The sequence below is a fragment of the Marinicauda pacifica genome, from assembly GCF_004793635.1.
Classification (GTDB): Bacteria; Pseudomonadota; Alphaproteobacteria; order Caulobacterales; family Maricaulaceae; genus Marinicauda; species Marinicauda pacifica.
The window spans coordinates 295,978-316,883 of record NZ_SRXV01000003.1 but is presented as its reverse complement, the minus strand read 5'-3'; the positions used below and the strand labels follow the sequence as shown (position 1 = coordinate 316,883).

Annotated in this window: 20 protein-coding genes; 13 read left to right on the top strand and 7 right to left on the bottom strand. The window is 61.6% G+C overall.

Annotation, left to right across the window (positions count from 1 at the left end):
• Positions 1–52: 52 nt before the first annotated feature.
• Complete coding sequence (locus E5162_RS11475) at positions 53–1,198, top strand: FRG domain-containing protein (protein WP_135945394.1); 1,146 nt, start codon at positions 53–55, stop codon at positions 1,196–1,198.
• A gap of 458 nt (positions 1,199–1,656) precedes the next feature.
• Here E5162_RS11475 and E5162_RS11470 read toward each other — a convergent pair whose 3' ends face one another.
• Positions 1,657–1,911: a hypothetical protein gene (locus tag E5162_RS11470; RefSeq protein WP_135945393.1), complete on the bottom strand. Its 255-nt coding sequence runs from the start codon at positions 1,909–1,911 to the stop codon at positions 1,657–1,659.
• A gap of 134 nt (positions 1,912–2,045) precedes the next feature.
• Between E5162_RS11470 and E5162_RS11465 the strand changes: the two genes are divergently transcribed.
• From E5162_RS11465 to E5162_RS11440, 6 genes are all read left to right on the top strand, one after another.
• A complete protein-coding gene (locus E5162_RS11465; protein ID WP_135945392.1) occupies positions 2,046–2,735 on the top strand; it encodes a NifU family protein in 690 nt (229 codons plus the stop codon).
• 73 nt (positions 2,736–2,808) lie between these two features.
• A complete protein-coding gene (locus E5162_RS11460) occupies positions 2,809–3,915 on the top strand; it encodes a two-component system sensor histidine kinase NtrB (protein WP_135945391.1) in 1,107 nt (368 codons plus the stop codon).
• A gap of 3 nt (positions 3,916–3,918) precedes the next feature.
• A complete protein-coding gene (locus tag E5162_RS11455; protein ID WP_135945390.1) occupies positions 3,919–4,506 on the top strand; it encodes a response regulator transcription factor in 588 nt (195 codons plus the stop codon).
• 44 nt (positions 4,507–4,550) lie between these two features.
• Complete coding sequence (locus E5162_RS11450; RefSeq protein ID WP_135945389.1) at positions 4,551–4,931, top strand: hypothetical protein; 381 nt, start codon at positions 4,551–4,553, stop codon at positions 4,929–4,931.
• 88 nt (positions 4,932–5,019) lie between these two features.
• A complete protein-coding gene (locus tag E5162_RS11445) occupies positions 5,020–5,589 on the top strand; it encodes a Crp/Fnr family transcriptional regulator (RefSeq protein ID WP_135945388.1) in 570 nt (189 codons plus the stop codon).
• Positions 5,590–5,800: 211 nt separating this feature from the next.
• Entirely contained in the window at positions 5,801–8,098 is a 2,298-nt protein-coding gene (locus E5162_RS11440; RefSeq protein WP_135945387.1) for an adenosylcobalamin-dependent ribonucleoside-diphosphate reductase, read from the top strand.
• A gap of 78 nt (positions 8,099–8,176) precedes the next feature.
• Here E5162_RS11440 and E5162_RS11435 read toward each other — a convergent pair whose 3' ends face one another.
• From E5162_RS11435 to E5162_RS11425, 3 genes are read right to left on the bottom strand one after another with little or no spacing between them, the layout of a single operon-like run.
• Positions 8,177–8,656 carry a hemerythrin domain-containing protein gene (locus E5162_RS11435; RefSeq protein ID WP_135945386.1) on the bottom strand — a complete coding sequence of 160 codons (480 nt, stop codon included), beginning with the start codon at positions 8,654–8,656 and terminating at the stop codon, positions 8,177–8,179.
• Complete coding sequence (locus tag E5162_RS11430) at positions 8,653–9,126, bottom strand: group III truncated hemoglobin (protein ID WP_206751106.1); 474 nt, start codon at positions 9,124–9,126, stop codon at positions 8,653–8,655. The genes E5162_RS11435 and E5162_RS11430 overlap by 4 nt, the downstream gene beginning before the upstream one ends.
• A 6-nt stretch (positions 9,127–9,132) precedes the next feature.
• Positions 9,133–10,323: an NnrS family protein gene (locus tag E5162_RS11425; protein WP_135945703.1), complete on the bottom strand. Its 1,191-nt coding sequence runs from the start codon at positions 10,321–10,323 to the stop codon at positions 9,133–9,135.
• Between E5162_RS11425 and E5162_RS15040 the strand changes: the two genes are divergently transcribed.
• Positions 10,322–11,161 (top strand): Rrf2 family transcriptional regulator, encoded by an 840-nt coding sequence (locus tag E5162_RS15040; RefSeq protein WP_233342195.1) that lies wholly within the window; start codon positions 10,322–10,324, stop codon positions 11,159–11,161. The two genes, E5162_RS11425 and E5162_RS15040, sit on opposite strands and share 2 nt — an antisense overlap.
• Here the strand turns inward: E5162_RS15040 and E5162_RS11415 are convergent.
• The 3 genes from E5162_RS11415 to hemN all read right to left on the bottom strand — a co-directional run bounded on the left by E5162_RS11415 (position 11,158) and on the right by hemN (position 15,395).
• Positions 11,158–11,541 carry a YbaN family protein gene (locus E5162_RS11415; protein WP_135945385.1) on the bottom strand — a complete coding sequence of 128 codons (384 nt, stop codon included), beginning with the start codon at positions 11,539–11,541 and terminating at the stop codon, positions 11,158–11,160. The genes E5162_RS15040 and E5162_RS11415 overlap by 4 nt on opposite strands.
• Before the next feature lie 95 nt (positions 11,542–11,636).
• A complete protein-coding gene (locus E5162_RS11410; RefSeq protein ID WP_135945384.1) occupies positions 11,637–13,919 on the bottom strand; it encodes a nitric-oxide reductase large subunit in 2,283 nt (760 codons plus the stop codon).
• A gap of 138 nt (positions 13,920–14,057) precedes the next feature.
• Positions 14,058–15,395 carry an oxygen-independent coproporphyrinogen III oxidase gene (gene hemN, locus E5162_RS11405; RefSeq protein ID WP_135945383.1) on the bottom strand — a complete coding sequence of 446 codons (1,338 nt, stop codon included), beginning with the start codon at positions 15,393–15,395 and terminating at the stop codon, positions 14,058–14,060.
• Between the two features lie 92 nt (positions 15,396–15,487).
• On the opposite strand from hemN, the gene E5162_RS11400 reads away from it, so the two are divergent.
• The 5 genes from E5162_RS11400 to E5162_RS11380 all read left to right on the top strand — a co-directional run bounded on the left by E5162_RS11400 (position 15,488) and on the right by E5162_RS11380 (position 20,902).
• Complete coding sequence (locus tag E5162_RS11400) at positions 15,488–16,186, top strand: Crp/Fnr family transcriptional regulator (protein ID WP_158291291.1); 699 nt, start codon at positions 15,488–15,490, stop codon at positions 16,184–16,186.
• 368 nt (positions 16,187–16,554) lie between these two features.
• Complete coding sequence (locus E5162_RS11395; protein ID WP_135945381.1) at positions 16,555–16,779, top strand: DUF1858 domain-containing protein; 225 nt, start codon at positions 16,555–16,557, stop codon at positions 16,777–16,779.
• Between the two features lie 293 nt (positions 16,780–17,072).
• Entirely contained in the window at positions 17,073–18,131 is a 1,059-nt protein-coding gene (nirK, locus tag E5162_RS11390) for a copper-containing nitrite reductase (protein WP_135945380.1), read from the top strand.
• Positions 18,132–18,211: 80 nt separating this feature from the next.
• On the top strand, positions 18,212–18,670 hold the full coding sequence (locus E5162_RS11385) for a pseudoazurin (RefSeq protein ID WP_135945379.1): 459 nt from the start codon (positions 18,212–18,214) through the stop codon (positions 18,668–18,670).
• A gap of 120 nt (positions 18,671–18,790) precedes the next feature.
• Positions 18,791–20,902, top strand: coding sequence for a TonB-dependent receptor (locus E5162_RS11380; protein WP_135945378.1), 2,112 nt, complete (start codon positions 18,791–18,793; stop codon positions 20,900–20,902).
• The last annotated feature ends 4 nt before the right edge of the window (positions 20,903–20,906 follow it).

Here is a 20,906-nt window from a genome sequence, read left to right as displayed (position 1 = left end):
CTTGGGCCTTTATCGTCATGATTCTTCGAGAGTTGGCGGAGTTTGAGGTGAGATGAGAGAACTTGTTGGGCAGTGGATTGGTCGCATTAGTGGTGAACTCAATAAAGGATCTTTGGTCGTCAATCTCGAACTCGAACCCGAAGGTCTAGTTGGTTCTGCTACCTACCTTGATGAGGAGCCGAGCCTAGGCGCGATGTTCGCTGAGCGCCTTCATCTGATCCCAGGACAAGGCAATGCATCCGGGACTGCTAAGGTCGCGCCGATTGCACGCAATGGCACGTTCTTTCCTGACATCGACAGCGCGCAGGCGTCATATCCAAGGACACTGTTTCCAGATACCGTGACGGTTTCAGCGCAAGTCGTCGAGGGTGGACTTGGAATCGCTCTTAGGACCTCGTTGGGCCAAGAGATGAGCGGTGTGCTCAAATCCTACGAACCGCCTAAGAAATCTCAGTATCAACGTGAGCCCAGCGTACGCTCTTGGGCCTCGTTCAAGGAAAAGGTCTCCGGGCTTGAACCTCGACGCTACATCTTCCGAGGCCAGCCCCAACCCTGGCCGCTGCAAACACTTTTCCACCGGAAACGACGTAAAGATGTAAACCGCTATGTGAAGGAAGATATTCCCAAATTAACCGAACTGATTACTCCTCACATAACAAAAAAGATCGACATAAGAAACCCAGATGAGTTGGCGACATTATACAGTATAGCTCAACATCATGGTTATCCGACTCCCATGCTAGACTGGACCTGGTCTCCATTTATAGCTGCATTCTTTGCATTTAGAATTAGACCTGAAAGGCCAAACCCAAATTCTGTTAGAATATTTGCTTTTGATCAAATTTTATGGAGGCAATGCAGCAAAGAGCCTGCGTATTTCCTATCCTCTATTCCAATGTTAGAGGTGATTTCCGCGGCTCCGCTTGATAACAATCGGCTCGTTCCTCAGCAGAGTGTGTTTACGCTCACGAACCTCTGGGATGTTGAAGGGTTCATTAGGTGGAATGAGAAGAGGTGCGGCGAGAAGTTTCTCCATTGCTTCGATCTTCCTCTCAGTGAGCGATCAAATGCCCTCCATGAGCTTAGTGTTATGGGCGTAACCGCGGCTTCAATGTTCCCGGGCCTCGACGGCACATGCGAAGCGCTCCGCGGCCGGATGTTTGGCGACCTAACCGAAGTTCCGCAATCGCGGCTCTAGCGTCGAGATCGCCCCTCAGGCGTGTATCGAAGCGGTTCCGGTAAAGGTCGATCTGCGAGGTCGCCTGAGTTAAGTGTCACACTTTTTAACACGCGCCGTCGCATGACGCGTCACGACCCCGTCTGAGCAATCGAAATATTGGGATTCATAAAAAAAATATGGCGGTGAGGGTGGGAAACTCCACCACTTATTGAATATATAAGTAAAACAATTATTTATGACGATTGTGGATAGAATTTTGTACCAGGATTTGTACCATCCGCGGCAAACGCCGGGCGGAAAAACTCTTCCGGCTCTCGCGAGGAACCCAGGAGCAGATCAGTGTCCTCACCCGGCTCGGCTTCGCGAAGGCCATGGCGGCGAAGGGCCGTCACATGCCGACCATACTGAACGACGCGCCGGCCTATTTCGACGATGATCGCATCCAGAAGCTGTTTGAATGTCCAAACGACTAACCATCAATCGTTCTCGAAGTGGCCGCGATAGAGCTCGTGTGCGCCTTCGTCGTAGCCGCGACGCCGACTGATGACGAGAATAGCGGAAAGACCGCCCCCAACGATCAAGCTGAGCAATGTTCCAAGCGCGAGCGCGACCCAACCGTGAGCTCCCATCTCGACGGCCGGCAACTGGCGCCAGATGACAACCATGAACACAACGCAGATCGCAATCGCGGCGAGAACGACTAGCGCCGTTCCGATAGCATTCCTGTTCATACCCAGCCTCTTCATTGGTGATTGATGCCGCATGAGCCGCGGTGTTGAAGCCGCTCAATCTCATTGACATTAAAACTAGTATTTTTGATACCTCTTATATCTCGAGTTAGCAACCCGCCTGGGTTTGTGCCCGGATGTTCATCCAGACCGAAGCTACGCCCAATCCGCATGCTCTGAAGTTTTTCCCGGGCGTCGCCTTGTCGGATAGCAGTCCGACGCGATGGTCGGTTCAAAGCGAGGATCTTTCGGCCGCTCCGCTCGCTAAGGAGCTTCTTGCACTCGGACCGGTCACTGAGGTTCTGATCACACGAGACTATGTCAGCGTACGCAAGGACGTTGAGTGCGACTGGGCAAGTCTGAAGATTCTCGTCCTGTTGGTGATCGCGGACTTCGTCGAATTCGGTCGGCCGGCTGTCATGCTCGAAACAGAACAAGGGGCGCGGAGCCAGAATGAGCAATTAAGTCAGGTCGAGCAGCACATACTGGAGGTGCTCGACGCCTATGTCCGTCCTGCAGTCGCACGCGACGGAGGCGATGTCCGGCTTCACGACTACCTTGCGTCCTCGAAAACAGTGCGGCTCGAATTGCTGGGTGCCTGCGGGGGATGTCCCTCGGCCCGGGTGACCCTGAAGCAGGGCATCGAGCGTATTCTTCGCGAACGCCTGGCCTTCGTTCATCATGTCGAGGAATTCAAGTCGTCAGAAGACGATGCTTCCAAGGCGCGCAAGCAGCGACTGCGCAAACTGGCTGAGGGAGGCGGCGTGAGCCGCCCGCAAACGCAATTTTCCTTCAACACAAAGCCCGTTGCGTCGAAAGGCACCTGACGCGGCAAGTGGACCGGAACGCGAGCGCAGGTTAGCACTCTCCCCTTCAGGAGCGAGCAACACGCCACAGCCCATGACCACGACCTACGCTGAAGGCCAGCTAAACGCGCTGATCCGCACTGCGGTGGACGGGATTATCTCGATAGATGCCCGTGGCATCGTGAATCTCTATAATCCGGCGTGCCAGGGCATTTTTGGCTGGTCGGAAGCCGATGTGCTCGGGCGCAATATCTCAATGCTGATGCCCGCCCGCTACGCCGAGCACCACGATGATTTCATCATCCGCTATCTGAACACCGGCGATGCCCGCATAATCGGCATCGGACGGGAGGTCGAAGGACTGAGAAAGGACGGCAGCGAGTTCCCGATGGATCTCTCTGTTGGAGAATTCGAGCATGAAGGTGAACGCCGTTTCGTCGGGATCATCCGCGACCTGACCGAACGGGTTGCAGCAGAACGCAGGCTGCGGGAAATCCAGTCCCAGCTCAGTCACATGAGCCGCGTAAGTGCCGTTGCGGAGATGGGCTCTTCGCTCGCGCACGAGCTCAACCAGCCCCTCACGGCGATTTCACTCTTCCTGACCGCGTCCGAGCGTGCGCTTGCGACCGACCCTGACAAGGCACGCGCGATGTTCGCTCGCGCCGAGGCCGAATGCCAGCGAGCTGGCGACATCGTGCGGCGCATCCGGCAAATGGTCGAGCGGGGGGACGACGAGCGCAAAGTCATCGATCTCGTTGAGATCATTATGGGTGCAGCCGAACTCTGTAGCGTCGCCGAAGCGGGGGGGCGTTCGTCCATCGATTTGTCGGGTCTGACCGATCAGACGGTGGAGATTTACGCGGACCCGACCCAGATCCGCCAGGTGATGGTCAACCTCATCAAGAATGCCATCGACGCCACGCAGAACCTCGATATGCCCCGGATTCGGGTCCGGATGGAGGTCGAGAACCCTAAGTGCGTGACTGTGGAGGTGGAAGATAATGGGCCGGGCATTGATCCGGCCTTTCGCCATCGGCTCTTCTCGCCTTTCGTCACGAGCAAGGAGCATGGTCTGGGAATTGGCCTCTCCATTTGCCATACCATTGCCGAATCCCACGGCGGAAGCCTCGACCTTATCGAGGACCGCAACGAGACGCGCTTGCCGGGCGCGATCTTCCGGCTTCGCCTGCCGCTGGAGTAGATCATGACCGACGAAGAGATAACGATCGCAATCACCGACGATGATGACGCCGTGCGTGAAGGGCTCGCGGCGGTCCTGGATCGGCCCGGACGCAGGATCGAACAATATCCGCACGGCTATGCATTTCTGGAAGCAACCGCGGAGAAGAAGCCCGACATTGCCTTCCTCGACCTGAAGCTGCCCCAGATCTCGGGACTCGATGTGCTGCGCCGCCTTCAGCCGGTTCCGTTTCCAGTGATCATGATCAGCGCGCATGGCGATATTTCAACTGCCGTGGAAGCGATCCGGCTCGGTGCGTTCGATTTCGTGGAGAAGCCCTTCACGCCGGCCGCGCTTGAGGCGGCGCTCACGCGTGCGCTCTCGGAATCCGGGAAGGAGACAAGCAGCGTGTCGCTGGATCGGCTCACAGATCGCGAGCGCGACGTCGCGCAGGCATTGAACCGAGGCCTCTCCAACAAGGAAGCTGCGCGCGAACTCGATATCAGTCCACGCACGGTGGAGATCCACAGAGCCCGCGTGTTCGCAAAGCTCGACGTGCGCAATATCGCGGAGCTAGTGCGCCTGCTCTCCGGCATCAGCAGCAGAGTTTGATTTCGCACAAGGTTCCACAGGCACCAAGCCGGTATCAGGAGCCCATGTTGACCGGATGCACACTCTTCCTGATCGAGACCGATACTGCGGTCTTCGAAGCTTTCGAGGCCTTGTCAAGTACGTTCAATTTCGTGCTTCATCGCTTCGACACGCTTCAGTCCGCAATGCAATCAGCCATCGTGAATGCGGGCGACTGCGTGGTGCTCGATTGCGACAACCCGAGCGATGTCGACCAGTTGCTATTTTGGCGTGAAACCCAGGCGCCAGCTTCACAGCTTCTCCTGCTCTCCGGACTGCCAGGGCCGCTTCTGAATATCTTCCGGGGGGGCAACCCCGGGCTGGAGATCCTGGAGAAGCCTGTCAACGGCGACGAGCTGATCGCGGTCCTTTTGCAGATGAAGAAAAACCGAACTCGTCTGGGATAGGTAGAAGCGCGTACGCATCCTGCCGAATTTTTTCGCCGGATAGGATCTGCGACATCAGGCTCAACGAAACGCCGTTGGAGCCTCTCCCATGACCATAAAAGAAACCCCCCGCCGATTCGCTAAGGATGCGCCGATCTACTTCGCGGGAGATGCCGCCGGCCGGCTTCTTAAGGTCGCGTGCGGCGCGGTGATGATCTTCCACATCTACGATGATGGGCGCCGCCAGATCGTCGACATCGTCACCGAGGGCGAACTCGTGCACTTCCAGTTCGATGGCGAGCTCGACCATTACGCCGAGGCGCTGACTCAAACCACCCTCATCGAAGCGAGCGCGGACGCCGCGCTTTCGGACCAGGCTTGGGCGGAGTTCATCTTCGCGCAGATGCGCGGACGGCTCCAGCGCGAGCGCCGGCACATTGCCATGCTAGGCCAGAAGAGCGCGGCCGAGCGCTTGGCCGAGTTCCTCATCCTCGTCTCCGAACGCCTGTCCACCCCGCTAGGCGATATCGAGCTGCCCATGACCCGCCAGCAGATCGCCGACTATACCGGCCTCACGATCGAGACCGTGTCGCGCCTGTTTTCGCGCTGGACCCGCGAACGCCGTCTCGTCGTGACCGGCAAGCGGACCTATCGCATTGAGGGCGAGCTGGCGGCCTGACCGCGACTGTCGAGGCGGGAGCAGTGCGATGGCCGCCCGCACGCGGCGGCCCGATGCGAATGATCCGAAGACCCCGATCACACGCGGAGTTGGGCGGACTTGTCCTGCCGCAAATCGGCTTCGGACCGCTTCAATCAGACTGGGCGGGCCGTTGTGGCGAGTCGCGATTCGCCATCCCCGCACCACTTTTCAAAGCCGATTGAGAGCGCCAATGACCGCCCTGCAGAAAATTTCCACCGACATCTGGAGTATGAAATACCAGTTCAAGGACGCTCGGGGCGAACCCGTCGACGCGACTGTCGAGGAGACCTGGGACCGGGTCGCCCGCACGCTGGCGGACGTCGAGGGTGATCGCGCGCCCTATTGGGCGAGGCAGTTTCGAGAGGCGCTGGACGATTTCCGGTTTCTGCCGGCCGGCCGCATCGTTTCGGGCGCCGGCACGGGGCGCAACGTGACCCTGTTCAACTGCTTTGTCATGGGGACGATCCCGGACAGTCTCGCCGGCATATTCGACATGCTCAAGGAAGCGGCCCTGACCATGCAGCAGGGTGGTGGGATCGGCTACGACTTCTCCACGATCCGCCCCCAGGGCACGCTCGTTGCAGGCGTTTGCGCCGATGCGAGCGGGCCTCTGACCTTCATGGATGTCTGGGATGCGATGTGCCGCACCATCATGAGTGCCGGCACCCGGCGCGGAGCGATGATGGGTGTGATGCGCGACCACCACCCCGACATTCTTTCTTTCATCGACGCCAAGAAGGACCGGACGCGCCTGCGCATGTTCAATCTCTCGGTCCTGGTCAGCGACGCGCTGATCGAGGCGGTCGATGCGGACGAGGATTGGCCGCTCCACTTCAATGACACGGTCCATGAGACGATCCGCGCGCGCGATTTGTGGAACGCGATCATGGAAGCCACTTACGAGTATGCCGAGCCCGGTGTGATTTTCATCGATCGCGTCAATCAACTGAACAATCTGTCCTGGCTGGAAAACATTGCAGCAACCAATCCGTGCGGAGAGCAGCCTTTGCCTCCCTATGGCGCCTGTCTGCTGGGCTCGCTCAACCTCAGCCGCTTTGTCGAAAATCCCTTCAGCGACACAGCCCGGCTGGACATCGAATCAATGACGGCCTGCGTCGCCACCGCGGTCCGCATGATGGACAACGTCATCGACGCCAGCCACTTCCCCCTGGAGCAGCAGCGCGCGGAGGCTCGAAACAAGCGCCGCCTTGGCCTCGGCATCACCGGTCTTGGCGACGCTTTGATCATGTGCGGCATTCGCTACGGCTCCGAGGAAGCCGTCAGAACTGTTGATCACTGGCTCTCGCGCTTTACCAACGAGGCCTACCGGACCAGCGCCCTGCTCGCCAAGGAAAAGGGCGCCTTTCCGCTCTATGACGAGGACTTCTATCTCGAGGCGCCAATGGTCGAAGCGCTCGACCGCGAAGTGTTTTCACTCATCCTCGCTCATGGCATCCGCAACAGCCACCTGACGTCGATTGCGCCCACCGGCACGATCTCACTCTACGCGAACAACACGAGTGGCGGCATCGAGCCGGTCTTCGGCTACACCTTCAAACGCAAGGTGCTCCAGAATGACGGGTCCCATGTCGAGGAGGAGATCCAGGACTACGCCTACATGCTGTTCCGCGAAAAGTTCGGTGCCGGGACCGAACTGCCTGACTATTTCGTCACCGCCGAGGAGCTAAGACCGGACGAACACGTCGCGATGCAGGCGGCCGCCCAGAAATGGATCGACAGCTCTATTAGCAAGACAATCAACCTCCCCGAAGACATCTCGTTCGACGATTTCAAGGACGTCTACCGTCTAGCCTACGATATGGGTTGCAAGGGCTGTACGACCTATCGACCGAACGACAATACCGGTTCGGTTCTGTCCAAGACCGAAGGCAAGCCGAAATCAGCCCCGGCCACCGAGGATGGGTCCTGCGATGTCGCCCATCGTCCCGAAGAGCTGCCAGGCCAGACCTACAAGCTTCGCTGGCCGCACAGCGAGCACGCCATCTACGTGACCATCAATGACATCGTCGAAGAGCGTGAGGATGCGGAAGGCGAGATCGTGCAGACGCGGCGTCCATTCGAGATCTTCATCAACTCCAAGAATATGGAACATTACGCTTGGACGGTGGGCCTGACCCGCATGATCTCGGCCGTGTTCCGGCGCGGCGGCGATGTCGAGTTCGTTGCCGAGGAGCTCCAGGCGGTCTTCGATCCGCAGGGGGGCGCCTTCATCGACGGGCGCTATGCACCAAGCCTCCTTGCCGTCATCGGTGGGGTGATCGAGCGTCACCTCAATGCCATACGGGACGGCATGGAGCCCGTCAGCATCCAGAGCGCGGACCGGCAGAAAGAGGCCAGCAAAGCAACGATCGAGGAGATCACCTTTCGAATCCGGGAAGCACTTTGCCCGAAATGCCACCAGCCGGCGCTTGTCAAGCTTGAAGGATGTAATACCTGCACCAGCTGCGGCTATTCGAAATGTAGCTGACAGCGGGCGCCGGGAAAGGAGAAGGGAGAGGCGCCGCCTCTTCCTTTTTTGCCACCGCCTTGGCCGTCTCGCGCCGGACTAGGTTTGCTGCGCCTCGAACCGAGGGAAAAGCACGTCGTTCTCCAGATGGAGATGCTCTTCGAGATCCGCGATGAATTCCTCAATTCCCTCATATAACGTTGCCCAGGTACGACAAGCACCCTCGGGAAGCGACGGTCCGCGGGTCAGGCGTCGGATTTCCTCGACATCGGTTGCATGCTTCTCATGATCGCTTCGCATCACAGCGATCGGTTCACTGATGTCCGCTCCGCCGCCGTTACGGATCGCGGGAAAGAGGATAAGCTCCTCCTTCTTCATATGAACTTCGATCTCACCGATCATCCGGCGAAGTGCTTCGCAGAGCCCGGCCGGCGCTTCAGGATGACCGGCATGCACCCTCTCAACCTTGGCTGCGAGATCCGCGAGCCATGACAGCTGTTCGCGGTGGCGCGAATGGTACCAGGTCTCGATATAGCGGGTCAGCTCTGAGGGGTCTTCAGTGTACACGATTCTGCTCATGGCGCTGGGTCCTTTGCACTGGAGGAAGTTGAGCCATTGCGGGAGGACAGACCTTCGACGGCGAGGTGAAGCGATCGCGCGATCCGCTCGGCCCGTTCGATCACGTGGGCCGCACCCGTGGGCGGGCAGACCTCGCGGGCGGTCTGACGAAGCAACCGCAGCCAGCGCTCAAAATGCTCCCTCGAAACCGGGAGAGTAGCGTGTGCCGGCACGGGCGCCCCGTGATAGCGGCCGGTCATGAGCGCGACGGACGACCAGAAGGCCACCATCCTGTCGAGATGAGGTTTCCAGCTTTCGACCCGTTCTTCAAAGATCGGCCCGAGTAAATCGTCCGCACGCACACGCTCGTAAAACTGATCCACAAGCGTTTCGAGCATCTTTTCGTCAAGTCCGGTCGCCTCCATCAGGGCCGACGTCATTTCCGGCCGGGCGGAAGCGGGCTTGGACGAATCGGCGGGGTGATCGGTCATTTTCGGTTAGCGCTTTCTCGGCCCCATCAGGATTGGCCCGTAGCGCACGAAGAAGAGCGCGAATGCGCTGCTCCACATCATGGCAGAAACGCCCAGCGCCGCGAACTGCGCCGGCCCCAGAGCGACGGGCGCCACTACTCGGATCAAGGCCCCAGTCACCACAAGTACATAGATCGCGCTCGTCCAGAGATCGGCGGTGCGCTCGCGCCCGGTATGACCAAGGCTCGCCCGGGTCATGACCGCTAGGGTCATGGTGCCCATGGCCCCGGCCGTCAAAGCGTGAAGGGCCGCGCTGGCCGGGACCACAACGGGCGCGATCATCGAAAGTCCCATGAGAACCAGCGCGAGCGGCAACCAGGCGTAGCCGACATGAAGGATCAGAACGAGCGGCTCCGCGGTCGTTTTCCAGCCCTTCCAGCGCACGACGCGACCTGTGTGCATGGCTCCGGCGATGAGCAGGAAGGCGCCGGTGAACCAGTCGAAGGGGAGTGCGATCCAGAGGACGAGCGCTACGGCCAGCGCAAGCAGGCTCGCACGGTCGTACAGGCCCATGGGTGCAGGCAGATCGCTCTGGCCTTGCTGAACCAGCCAGTTGCGGGTGAAGCTTGGAACGATACGCCCGCCAATCAGCGCGATGAGCATGGCAATGACCGCGATTGCGACGCCTTGCGCGGGCCGCCAATCCAGGCCGAAGAGCAAAGCGGCGTGAAAGCAGATATTGGCGAGCGCGAAGAGGCTTGCGAACACTATCACGGGAACGTTCTTCGCATTGCCGCCCGTAACGACTTCCCGGCCGAGCAGGCCGACGAGTACGACGAGGAATGCACTGTCGATGACTGCCGCAGCGATGCCAAGCTCGGCGTAGAAAAGCATCGCTGCGCGGCCGGCGGCCCAGAGTGCAAACAGCCCGGCGAGCGGCCAACCCATCACAGGCAGCCGCCCCGTCCAGTTCGGCACCGCTGTCAGCAGGAAGCCGGCGACAATAGCGGCGATGAAACCGAACAGCATTTCATGGATGTGCCAGGCGAGCGCGGGCGCGGCGCCGACCATCGCATCTCCTCCGGCATAGGCATGCATCCAGAGCGGGGCGGAAAGCGCCGCCCAGAGAGCACCGAACAGAAAAAAAGGCCTGAAGCCGAAGCTAAAAAGCGCGGGACCTGAATACTCGCGCCGTGCGGCAATCGGATCCTTGGGCATGGCCCGTCGCTTGGCGGACTTATCGGTATTGAGCACGGCGCACCTCGAATTCGTCGAACTGCCGGGCGGAACCTCCAGAGGATTCTCGCCGGGCTTCTTTTTTGCGGACCCGATGGCGGGCCCTCGATCAACTTTCTTGAAGCACGAAGCGCTGGCGGGCATTTTGCGCTGGCTCAAAACTCGGCCTCACGATTTCGGTCTGCCTGCAGTCAGCACGTCGGACATCACAGTCGTCACGAACGATGAACCCAAGGCGCACCGCGCGGCTGGGCTGGCTCTGCATCGCCAGCGGGTGACGACAAGAAAAAAGCATCTATGGTACCTCTTCAAGAACCGGACCTGCTCCGTCGTCCGGACCAGCGCGGCTGACGAACCGATCACTGGACTTTTCTGGGAGCTCTGGATGCGACTGACCGCTCACACCGATTATGCGCTGCGCGTCCTGATTTACGCCGCCGTCGCGCCCGGCGGGCTATGCCGGATCGAGGAGATCGCATCAGCTTACGGCATCTCGAAAAACCACCTGATGAAAGTGGTTCGTGGCCTTAGCGAAAAGGGGTTTCTCAAAACCCTGCGAGGGCGAGGCGGCGGGCTGAGGCTTGCCTTGCCGGCGAGCGAGATCGTCGTAGGGAATGTCGTGCGCGCAATGGAGGACAGCTTCTCGCAGGCTGAATGTTTCCGTCCTGAGAACCGCTGCGTGATCACACCGGCCTGCGGTCTGAAAGGCGTACTGAATCGGGCGGTCCAGGCCTATCTCGCCGAACTCGATACCGTCACGCTGGCGGACATCTCTCGAAAGAACGAAGCGCTGACCGAGCTGTTATCCTTCTCAGACTAGGCATCGGGCCGCGACCAGATGAAGCCGGCAGCGACGAGCATGACGAGGCCGGCGGAGAGCTTGCCTGCCAGCGGTGCTGCGGAAGCCAGCATCCAGACGAACGACACGCTCATTGCGCCTGAAGCGACCATTTTCGCGCTCCAGGCAATGGCGCCGTGCGTCCGCCAGGCCTGGATCGGCGGTCCGAGCCGGGGATGATCGACGAGCCAGGTCTCCAGCCTCGGCGAGGCCTTCGCGAAACAGAACGCCGCAACGATCAGGATCGGCGTCCCAGGAAGCAACGGCAACGCGATTCCGGCAATGGCCACGGGAAGCAACACCATACCTATGCAGGCCAACATGATCTGCAAAGGCGTCATCACGATCTCCTTCTCACGCACCTGCAAGCGGTCCGGCTCCGGAGCGAACTCCGGAGCCGTCCCGAGTGAACCCGGCAGGCAGGCGGGCGGGGGCAAACCTGCCTGCCGGGCATCCGCTATTCGGCCGGAGTTCCGACCGGTATGGTCTTCGTCTTCTGACTGCGGAACCCCGTCCAGGCGAGTTTCGCTACGAAGACGGCCAGCACGCCGGCCCCGACCGAGAAGACGATGTCACCGGGCACCCGCATCCACACGAAGAAGTGGACAAGCTCCGACTGCAGCACTTCCGGCGACCGGGCGAACCACAGTCCCTCGGTGATGGAGGCATGGGCTTGGATGACCCCGACCGGGAACAGGCTCATGAAGACCATCATCGCTAGCCCGCCATTGAGCAGCCAGAAGCTCCACGCGGCCATCCGGTCGGACCAACCTTCCTTCGCGAACAGGCCGCGAAGGCAGAACATCATCAGCCCGATGCCGAGGAAGCCATACACTCCGAATAGGGCGGCGTGGGCGTGCGTGGCGGTCAGGTTCAGGCCTTGCACGTAGTAAAGCGAGATCGGCGGGTTGATGATGAAGCCAAGGAGACCGGCGCCGACGAGGTTCCAGAACGCCACCGCCACGAAGAACATGATGGGCCATTTGTAGGATTCTACCCACTTGGCCGCCTTCGTCATGCGGTAGTTTTCCAGCGCCTCGTGACCGATCAGGGCGAGCGGCACCACTTCCAGTGCGGAGAACACGGCGCCGATCGCGAGCGTCGGGGTCGTGGTGCCGGAGAAGTAGAGGTGGTGCAGCGTACCCAGCACCCCGCCAGTCAGGAAGATGATCGTCGCGAACAGCACGGCATGGTTGGCGGTGCGGCTGCGCAAGAGGCCCATCTTGACGGTGAGCAGAGCGACGGCCGCGGTCGCGAAGACCTCGAAGAAACCTTCCACCCACAGGTGGACGACCCACCAGCGCCAGTACTCGATCATCGACAGGTGCGTGTGCTGGCCCCAGGTCAGACCTGCGCCGTAGAACAGACCGATGGCGATCGTCGAAAGGAAGAGGATGATCGTAAGCGGCTGGCCTTCACCCGGCTGCCTGAGCGCCGGCCAGAGTGCACGACCCATCAGCGCGAGCCAGATCATCAGCCCGGCGAAGAGCAGGATCTGCCAGAAGCGGCCCAGATCGACATATTCCCAGCCCTGGTGGCCGAACCAGAAGTTCATGTCGAGATCGAAGTATTGCTGGACGGCGAGCCACTCACCGGCCATCGAGCCAACGACGACCACGAGCAGCGCCCCGTAGAGAATGTCCACGCCGATCTTTTGGAACTTGGGTTCGTTGCCGCCGAGCGCGGGGGCAAGATAGAGGCCGGTGGCGAGCCAAGCGGTTGCGATCCAGAAGATCGCCAGTTGGGTGTGCCAGGTCCGGGTCACGGCGTAGGGAAGAACGTCCGACAGCGGGAAGCCGTAGAAGTCGTGCCCCTCCACCGAGTAGTGAGCCGTGATCGCTCCCAGGCCGATCTGAGCGAGGAAGAGTGCCACGACGGTCCAGAAATACTTCCGGGTCGCCTTCATCGAGGGTGTGGGCTTCATGGCTGCGAGCGGGTCTTCGGCCGGCGGTGTGGGGGCCGGCTCTTCCTTGCGCCCGGCATGCCACCAAGTCAGAGCCGCGATGCCGCCGATGAGCAGGATGACCGATCCGATCGACCACATGATGTTCGGCGCCGACGGGGCGTTGCCCACCAGCGGCTCGTGCGGCCAGTTATTGGTGTAGCTCACATTGTCGTTCGGGCGCTCAGTGACGGTCGCCCAGCTGGCCCAGAAGAAGAAGGCGGTCAGGACTTCGCGCCGCTCCGGGTCGGGAATGGCATTGTTGGCGATGGCGTAGTCTTCGCGAAGCGCTTCGAGTTCGTGGCCGTTGCCGAACAGGTCGGCGAAGTGCGGCTTAACACGCGCGATCGCCTCGGCCCGTTCCGCGCTGATCACGATCTGGCCGGTTTCGGTGTTGTAGGTGTTTTCCCGGATGCGTGCTTGGAAACGGTTCTGGAGGCGGGCCTGCGCGCCTTCGTCCAGCTGCTCGAATGACACGCCGTAATCGTCCTGCGCCATGATATCGAGCGTGGCGAGCGCCTCACGATGCAGCCAGTCGGCCGACCAGTCCGGGGCGAGATAGCCGCCATGGCCCCAGATCGAACCGACCTGCTGGCCGCCCATTGACTGGTAGACCTGACGGCCGCGCTGAATGTCATCCTTGGTGTAAACAACATCGCCCGCCATCGTGACGACGGCGGACGGCATGGGTGGAGCCTGGCGGTAAAGATCGCGGCCCAGCCATCCAAGGACGCTGAACGACGCGATCAGTATCACAGCCAGGATCACGCCCATTTTCCTGATGGAGCGGTCCTGCATGGTTTTATTCTCCCTCCCTGAAGAGCTACGCCCGCACCCGTCCCGGGGAGCGGTTCCGGCAAGTGTGTTAGGCGAGGTCGCGCCGCCCCGATTTGCGCGAGATCAAATCGGGCGCGGGACGCGCAGTGTTTCGAAAGATCAGACCGCCACGGCGTGACGCGCGGTCGAGGTCGCAAGCCGTCTGTCGAAAGCCGCCGCGACGCTGCGCGCCAGCGGGCGATAGTCCGGCGCGATCGTGATCCGGAGTCCGTCGACGGAAACGATTCCCTCCGCCTCGAACCCGGACAGGTCGGGCATCTCCACGAGAATTGCGTGCGCGTTCGAGACAGCTTCGAGATCGACCGAGAGAAAGCACATCAACTGCTCGATGATGTCACGGCGCATGCGGTCCTCGGGCGTGAGTTCGTAGCCCCGCGCGATCGGCAGCCAGCTTTCCAGGACGCGGCGCTCCCAGTCATGGGTCATCGGCGTGTTCTGGACATAGCCTTGCGGCAGCCAACCGATCGCCGAGCTGCCAAGCCCGATGATCGCGTTCGCGGTGTCGGTCGTGTACCCTTGGAAATTGCGGCGCAGAGTGCGTGCGTCCAGCGCCATGGCAAGGGGATCGCCGGCACGGGCGAAATGATCGAGACCGATCTGGACATAGCTGGCCTTGGTCAACTCCTCCGCGATCGCATCGGACTGCGCCAGGCGCTCACGGGCGTCAGGCAGGTCGGGATCCTTGATCATTTTCTGATGCGGCTTCATATGCGGCACATGCGCATAGCCGAAGACCGAGAGTCGGTCGGGGGCGAAGTCGAGAATTTGTGCGACGGTCTGGCGGCAGCTCACTTCGGTCTGGAGCGGAAGGCCGTAGAGCAGGTCGAGATTGACCGCCTCGATCCCGACGGCACGCAGGCGGGCCAGGCAGTCGGCGACGAGATCGACGCTCTGGATGCGGTTGACGGCCTTCTGCACAATTTCGTCGAAGGTCTGCACCCCGAGGCTTGCCCGGTTGACCCCCGAGCGCGCGAAGGCGGTAGCCATTGCGTCAGAAAAGATGCGCGGATCGACCTCGACGGCGATCTCGGCATCCTCGAGCACGTTGAAGCGCTCCCGGATGCGCGCCATTAGTTCGGCGAAGCGTTCGGGGGGCAAATAGGTCGGGCTTCCCCCGCCCCAGTGGATATGGCTCACCTTCAGCCGCTCAGGGCAACGCGCCGCGACCGAGTCGATCTCGCGAAGGAGCACCTCGGCGTAGGCATCGACCGGATCGATGCGCCGGGTTGCCTTAGTATGGCAACCGCAATACCAGCACATCGTGCGGCAGAACGGCACGTGGAGATAAAGCGAAACCGGCTTGGCCGGATCGAGTTCGCCGAGCCAGCGCGCATAGACCGCAGCGTTGACCTCGGGGCCGAAATGCGGCGCGGTCGGGTAACTCGTGTAACGAGGTATCCGCGCGTGCGCGTATCGAAGGATGGTGTCCTGTCTCATGGCGACGGGCTCTACCCGTTTGGCCGTTCGAACGATTTGCGGTAACGCAAACATTTTGGAACATGCTGCAGTCCGCGCCACGAGGAGCCGTCATGGATGCCAATGCCAAAATCACGGTTCTGAAACGCTCCAACCTGTTCGGCGGGCTGCCGCCCGAAACGCTGGAAGCCGGAGCGGAAGCGGCTAAGGAACGCAAGCTCGACAAGGGCGACGCGCTCTTCCAGCAGGGCGACGACGCGACCACGCATTATATCGTGGCCTCCGGTCGGCTTCGGCTGGACCAGGCGACGCCGGACGGCAAGAATGTCGTGCTGCGCTTCATGGGACCGGGCGACCTGGTGGGCTCGGTCGCCGTGATGCGCGACATTCCCTATCCCGCCACGCCGATCGCGGCGGACGAGACGCGGGTGCTCAGCTGGACCCAGGCGCGCATGATGGACCTGATGCAGGCCCACCCCGCGCTCGCGATGAAGGCCATTAACATGATGGGCGGCCGCATCGAGGAATTGCAGGAGCGCCTGCAGCAGGTCGCCACCCAGCAGGTCGAGCGCCGTATCGCCGCGACCGTGCTGAAGATCGTCGGCCAGTCGGGGAGAAAGACCGAAGCCGGCGTAGAGATCCCCTTTCCGCTTTCGCGTCAGGACCTGGCTGAAATGACCGGCACGACCCTGCATACCGTCAGCCGGACATTGTCGGCCTGGATCGAGGAAGGAATTATCGAGGGGCGGCGCTCCAGTCATATTGTCATCAAACGCCCCCACCGGCTCGTGGAGATTAGCGAGCAAGCCTGAAAGTGCCGGGCATTTGATGTGAAGCAATAATGCTCTGCACAAACCCTGTCATTCCTTCGTATTCCAAGGAGGCAGGCGATGTCGGACAGGATCGAAGAGCTATTAGTCTGGGACGTAATGAAAACCTGGCCGCAAACGGCTCAGGTCTTTACTTGGTACGGCATAGCGCGTGCGCCGGGCACTGCGTTAGCGGCGATGACCGTGAACGATGCCGCGCTCATATGCAGGCTACAGCCCGTGGCGCTTGCGCGCGACCTCGTAGACGCGATCGAAACCGATTGTAGCCCGACGCAAGCTCATTTGCCCTGCGACAATTACCCCGTGCCTTTCGGTTGCCATTCTCCCTACGTGACTGAAGGAGATGGCCCATGCCGGACAAGATCGAAACCCTCATCGTCGCCGACGTGATGAACTCGTGGCCCGAAACCGTGCCGGTCTTCATCGCCCATCGCATGGCCTGCCCAGGCTGCGTGATGGCGCCCTTCATGACGGTGACCGAGGCTGCGCTGGAGTATGGACTTGAGCCCGCAGCCTTCGCGGCGGATCTCGCTCGCACGATCATGAAAGTGAAAGAGGACGCCGCATCGGCTTGATGTGTGAACGACCCACGCTGCCAAGTTGGCCCCGCAGTTCCGCTGCGGGGCCTTTTGTGGCCTGGCGGATTCCGAGAGTCCTCTCCGGTCTACTGACGTCCGTCAAAAACAGCGCGCAAAAGAGGCATTGCCTCCGCAGAGCCCGTCATTTCCAGAGGTTCGGCCCGGAGCAAAGCAGTGTTCCGCGTCACTGATTGCACAAAACACAGCTCATTTGACCGAGCGCAATAAAACCCCGCCGCGCTTCTCCTAAACCCGCATCATCAAACGTTGCTCAAAAGGAGGGCACAGACATGAAAACCCGCAGGCTCAAGACCGCACTCTTTGCCGGAACCGCGACCGCCATGGTGGCCGCTGCGGCAATGTTCGCTCCGCTCGCCTCCGCCCAGTATGACACCCAGGAAGGGGTCACGGCCGAGGTTAACAACATCGTGGCCAATCCCAATGTCGTGCCCGCCCCGGTCGACTGGACCGAACCGCGCCGTCACTTGGTCGAACTGGAAACGACCGAACTGGTCGGTCAGCTCGCAGATGGGACGACCTACACCTACTGGACCTTCAACAACCAGGTTCCCGGTCCGATCCTGCGGGTTCGCGTGGGCGACAGCGTGGAAGTCCGCCTCACCAATGCTGAAGACAGCACGATGATGCACAATATCGACTTCCACGCGGCGACCGGCCCTGGCGGCGGCGCGAAAGCGAGCCTGGCGATGCCCGGCGAGACAAAGTCCTTCATCTTCCAGGCTCTCAACCCGGGTGTGTACGTCTATCACTGCGCCACCCCGATGGTGGCCTCGCACATCGCCAATGGCATGTACGGGCTGATCGTGGTGGAGCCGGAGGAAGGCCTGCCGCCCGTCGATCGCGAGTTCTACGTCATGCAGGGCGAAATCTACACCGAGGAACCTTTCGGCACGCCCGGCCATAACACGGAGAGCATCGAGAAGCTGCTCGACGAGGATCCCGAATACTACGTCTTCAACGGTGCAGCGGGCGCTCTGATGAACACCCCGCTGGAAGCCGAAGTGGGCGAGACCGTGCGGATCTTCTTTGGGGTTGGTGGTCCGAATGCGACGTCGAGCTTCCACGTGATCGGCGAGATCTTCGACAGCGTCTACACGATGGGTTCGCTGACCAGTGAACCGCTGACGGACATCCAGACCACGACGGTCGCCCCCGGCGGTGCGGTCGCGGTGGACTTCAAGCTGGAAGTGCCCGGCGACTTCATCCTGGTCGATCACGCCCTGTCGCGGGCCGAACGCGGCCTCGCTGGTATCCTGCGGGTCACCGGTGAAGAGAACCACGAGATCTTCCAGCCGCTCGACGGCGAGAGCGACCTCGCGGGCCACTAGGCCAAAATTGCAAGAACTGCCGGAGGGCGGCTTGTCCGCCCTCCATCCTCCCCAAACAGCCTCCAAGAAAGGCTAGACCAATGAAAACCCAACTGATCCTTGCCGTCTCGCTAATCGCGACCGCCATGACGACAGGCGCTGCGATGGCCGAAGAGCATGAAGTTCAGATGCTCAATCGCGGCCCGAACGGCGACATGATGGTATTCGAACCAGCGTATCTGGAGATCGAGCCGGGCGACACCGTCACCTTCCTGCCGACCGAACCAAGCCACAACGCCGAAAGCATCTTGAACATGGTTCCCGAGGGTGGCGAGACGTTCAAGGGCCGGGTCAATCAGGAGATCTCGGTGACCTACACCACAGAGGGTGTCTACGGAGTGAAATGTCTGCCCCACTATGGTCTCGGCATGGTCGCTCTGATCAAGGTCGGTGGCGGCGAGGCGCCCAATCTGGGTGAAGCCGCCGGCGTGCGTCACCCCGGCCGCGCCAACCAGCGCTTCCACGAACTCTTCGAACTCGTCGAGGCCGGCGCCGAATAGACCCACGAGGCCATCCCTCTACGGCCTCCTCCTGCGGCGGCGTGTCTTTCTCCCCGGCACGCCGCCGTTTTCTTTTCCGGGGACACCTGAATCTTCACATCTCAAGGCGGGGGCAACGCCATGACACTCAGATCCAGACTTCTCGTGGGCGCCGCAGGCGCTCTCGCACTGACCGCTCCGGCGCTCGCCGAACACGGCCAACCCGAGCCGCAACCGGCCACGCACGACGTGATCGTCGTCACCGGCTACCGGATGCATGTCGACATCCACACCGAGACCGAGATTTCGCCGGAACAGGCGCCGGTGCTCGGCCCGGACGCGGCCGGTCTCGTCGCGCGCCTGCCGGGTGCGGCCTTGATCGATAACGGCGCGGTCTCCGGCCAGGTCCAGTATCGCGGTCTATTCGGCCCGCGTGCACCAGTGACGATCAACGGCGCCTCGGTTCTGTCCGGCGGCCCGAATCTGATGGACCCGCCCCTGCACTATGCCCCGATGCCGCTGGTAGAGCGCATCGAGGTCGATCGCGGCGTTGCTCCTGTGAGCCGCGGTCCCGGCATGGGCGGCGGCATGAACGCCATCCTGAAATCGGTCGACTTCGCGTCTGGCGACGAGATCGAATGGAGCGCCGACACCATGGCCTCCGTGCGCAGCGTAGGCGGGTCCTACGCTGTCGGCGGCATTGCGGGCGCGGCCGATGATCGGCGCCGCGTCGAGCTCCTGCTCGCGCGTGAGGACGGCGGCGACATCACCTCCTCCGGCGGAGATATACCCAACAGTCACCACGAGCGTAGCGTCTATGGACTCGGCGGCGGCCTGCGCAACGGCGATCACGAGTTCGGCCTCACCTACCGGCGTGTCGATACCGGCGCGACCGGCACCGCGCCGCTCGCCATGGACATCGCCTTCGTGGAGACCGATATAGCGCGCGCGACCTATCAGGGCACGTTCGGCGAGGTCCTCGTCGACGCGGCGATCGGCTGGAGCGATGTCCTGCATGGCATGGACAATTTCTCCCAACGGCCCAATGCGAACCCGATGATGCATCGCTTCACCCTGGCCGGGGCGGATGCCCTGAACGCGGAAATCGCCTTCGGTCTGGCCCTTCTCGGGGGTGATTTCCAGCTCGGTTTGGACCGCGAAGACGCGCAACGCGAGGCTCGCATCACCAATCCGAACACTGCCGGCTTCTTCGTCGACACCCTGCCGGGCCTGGAACTGGACCGCACCGGCGTCTTCGCCGAATGGACCGGACAGATCGCCGGGTTCGAAAGCGAGCTCGGCCTGCGCGCCGACCTCTATGAGGAAAGCGCCGGCCGTGCCGATGTCGGCCCGGCCCTTCCGACGGGGCCGCGCATGCTGGCGATGGCCTACAACATGGCCGATCGTTCGGCCGAGGAGTCCACGGTGGACGCCGTCGCCCGCTTCTGGCGGGAGACCGATGGGCCGGTGACCTGGCGCCTCACGCTCGCGCGCAAGACCCGCATGCCCAACTTCGTCGAGCGCTTCGCCTGGCTGCCCACCTCGATGAGTTCCGGTCTCGCCGACGGCAACACCTATGTCGGCGATCTCGACCTCGAGTCGGAGGCGGCCTGGTCGGTGGAGGCCGGTTTCGACTGGAGCAGCAATGGTGTGTATTTCCGCCCGACGGCCTATTACCGCCGCGTCGACGACTTCATTCAGGGCGTTCCCTTCGACGATACGCCAGGCGTGGTCGACACCCCGACCGAGATGGTGTCCGCGATGAACGGCGACCCCACCCCGCTGCGCTTTGCCAATGTGGATGCCGAATTCTACGGGCTGGACGCCGATTTCGGCTGGCAGTTCGCCGGCGACTGGCGCATTGACGGCGTCGCCTCCATGGTGCGCGGCCAGCGGCGCGATATCGAGGACGATCTCTATCGCATCGCTCCGCCGCGGCTTCTGCTCGACGTGACCTGGGAGCAGCCGGACTATGCGCTGACCTTCGAAAGCCAGCTCGTCGCCGAGCAGGACAAGGTCTCGCGGACCAATGACGAGCGGGAGACACCCGGTTACGCTATCCTCGGAGCGCGCCTGGACTGGTATGCGCGCGACACCGTGATCGTCACACTCGGCGTGGAGAACCTGCTCGACCACACTTACGAGCGCCACCTTGCCGGCTATAACCGCGTCGCGGACGCCGATGTGGCCGTGGGCGACCGCCTGCCGGGTGCAGGCCGGGGCCTTTACGCCCGGGTGAGTGCCGCCTTCTAGCTTG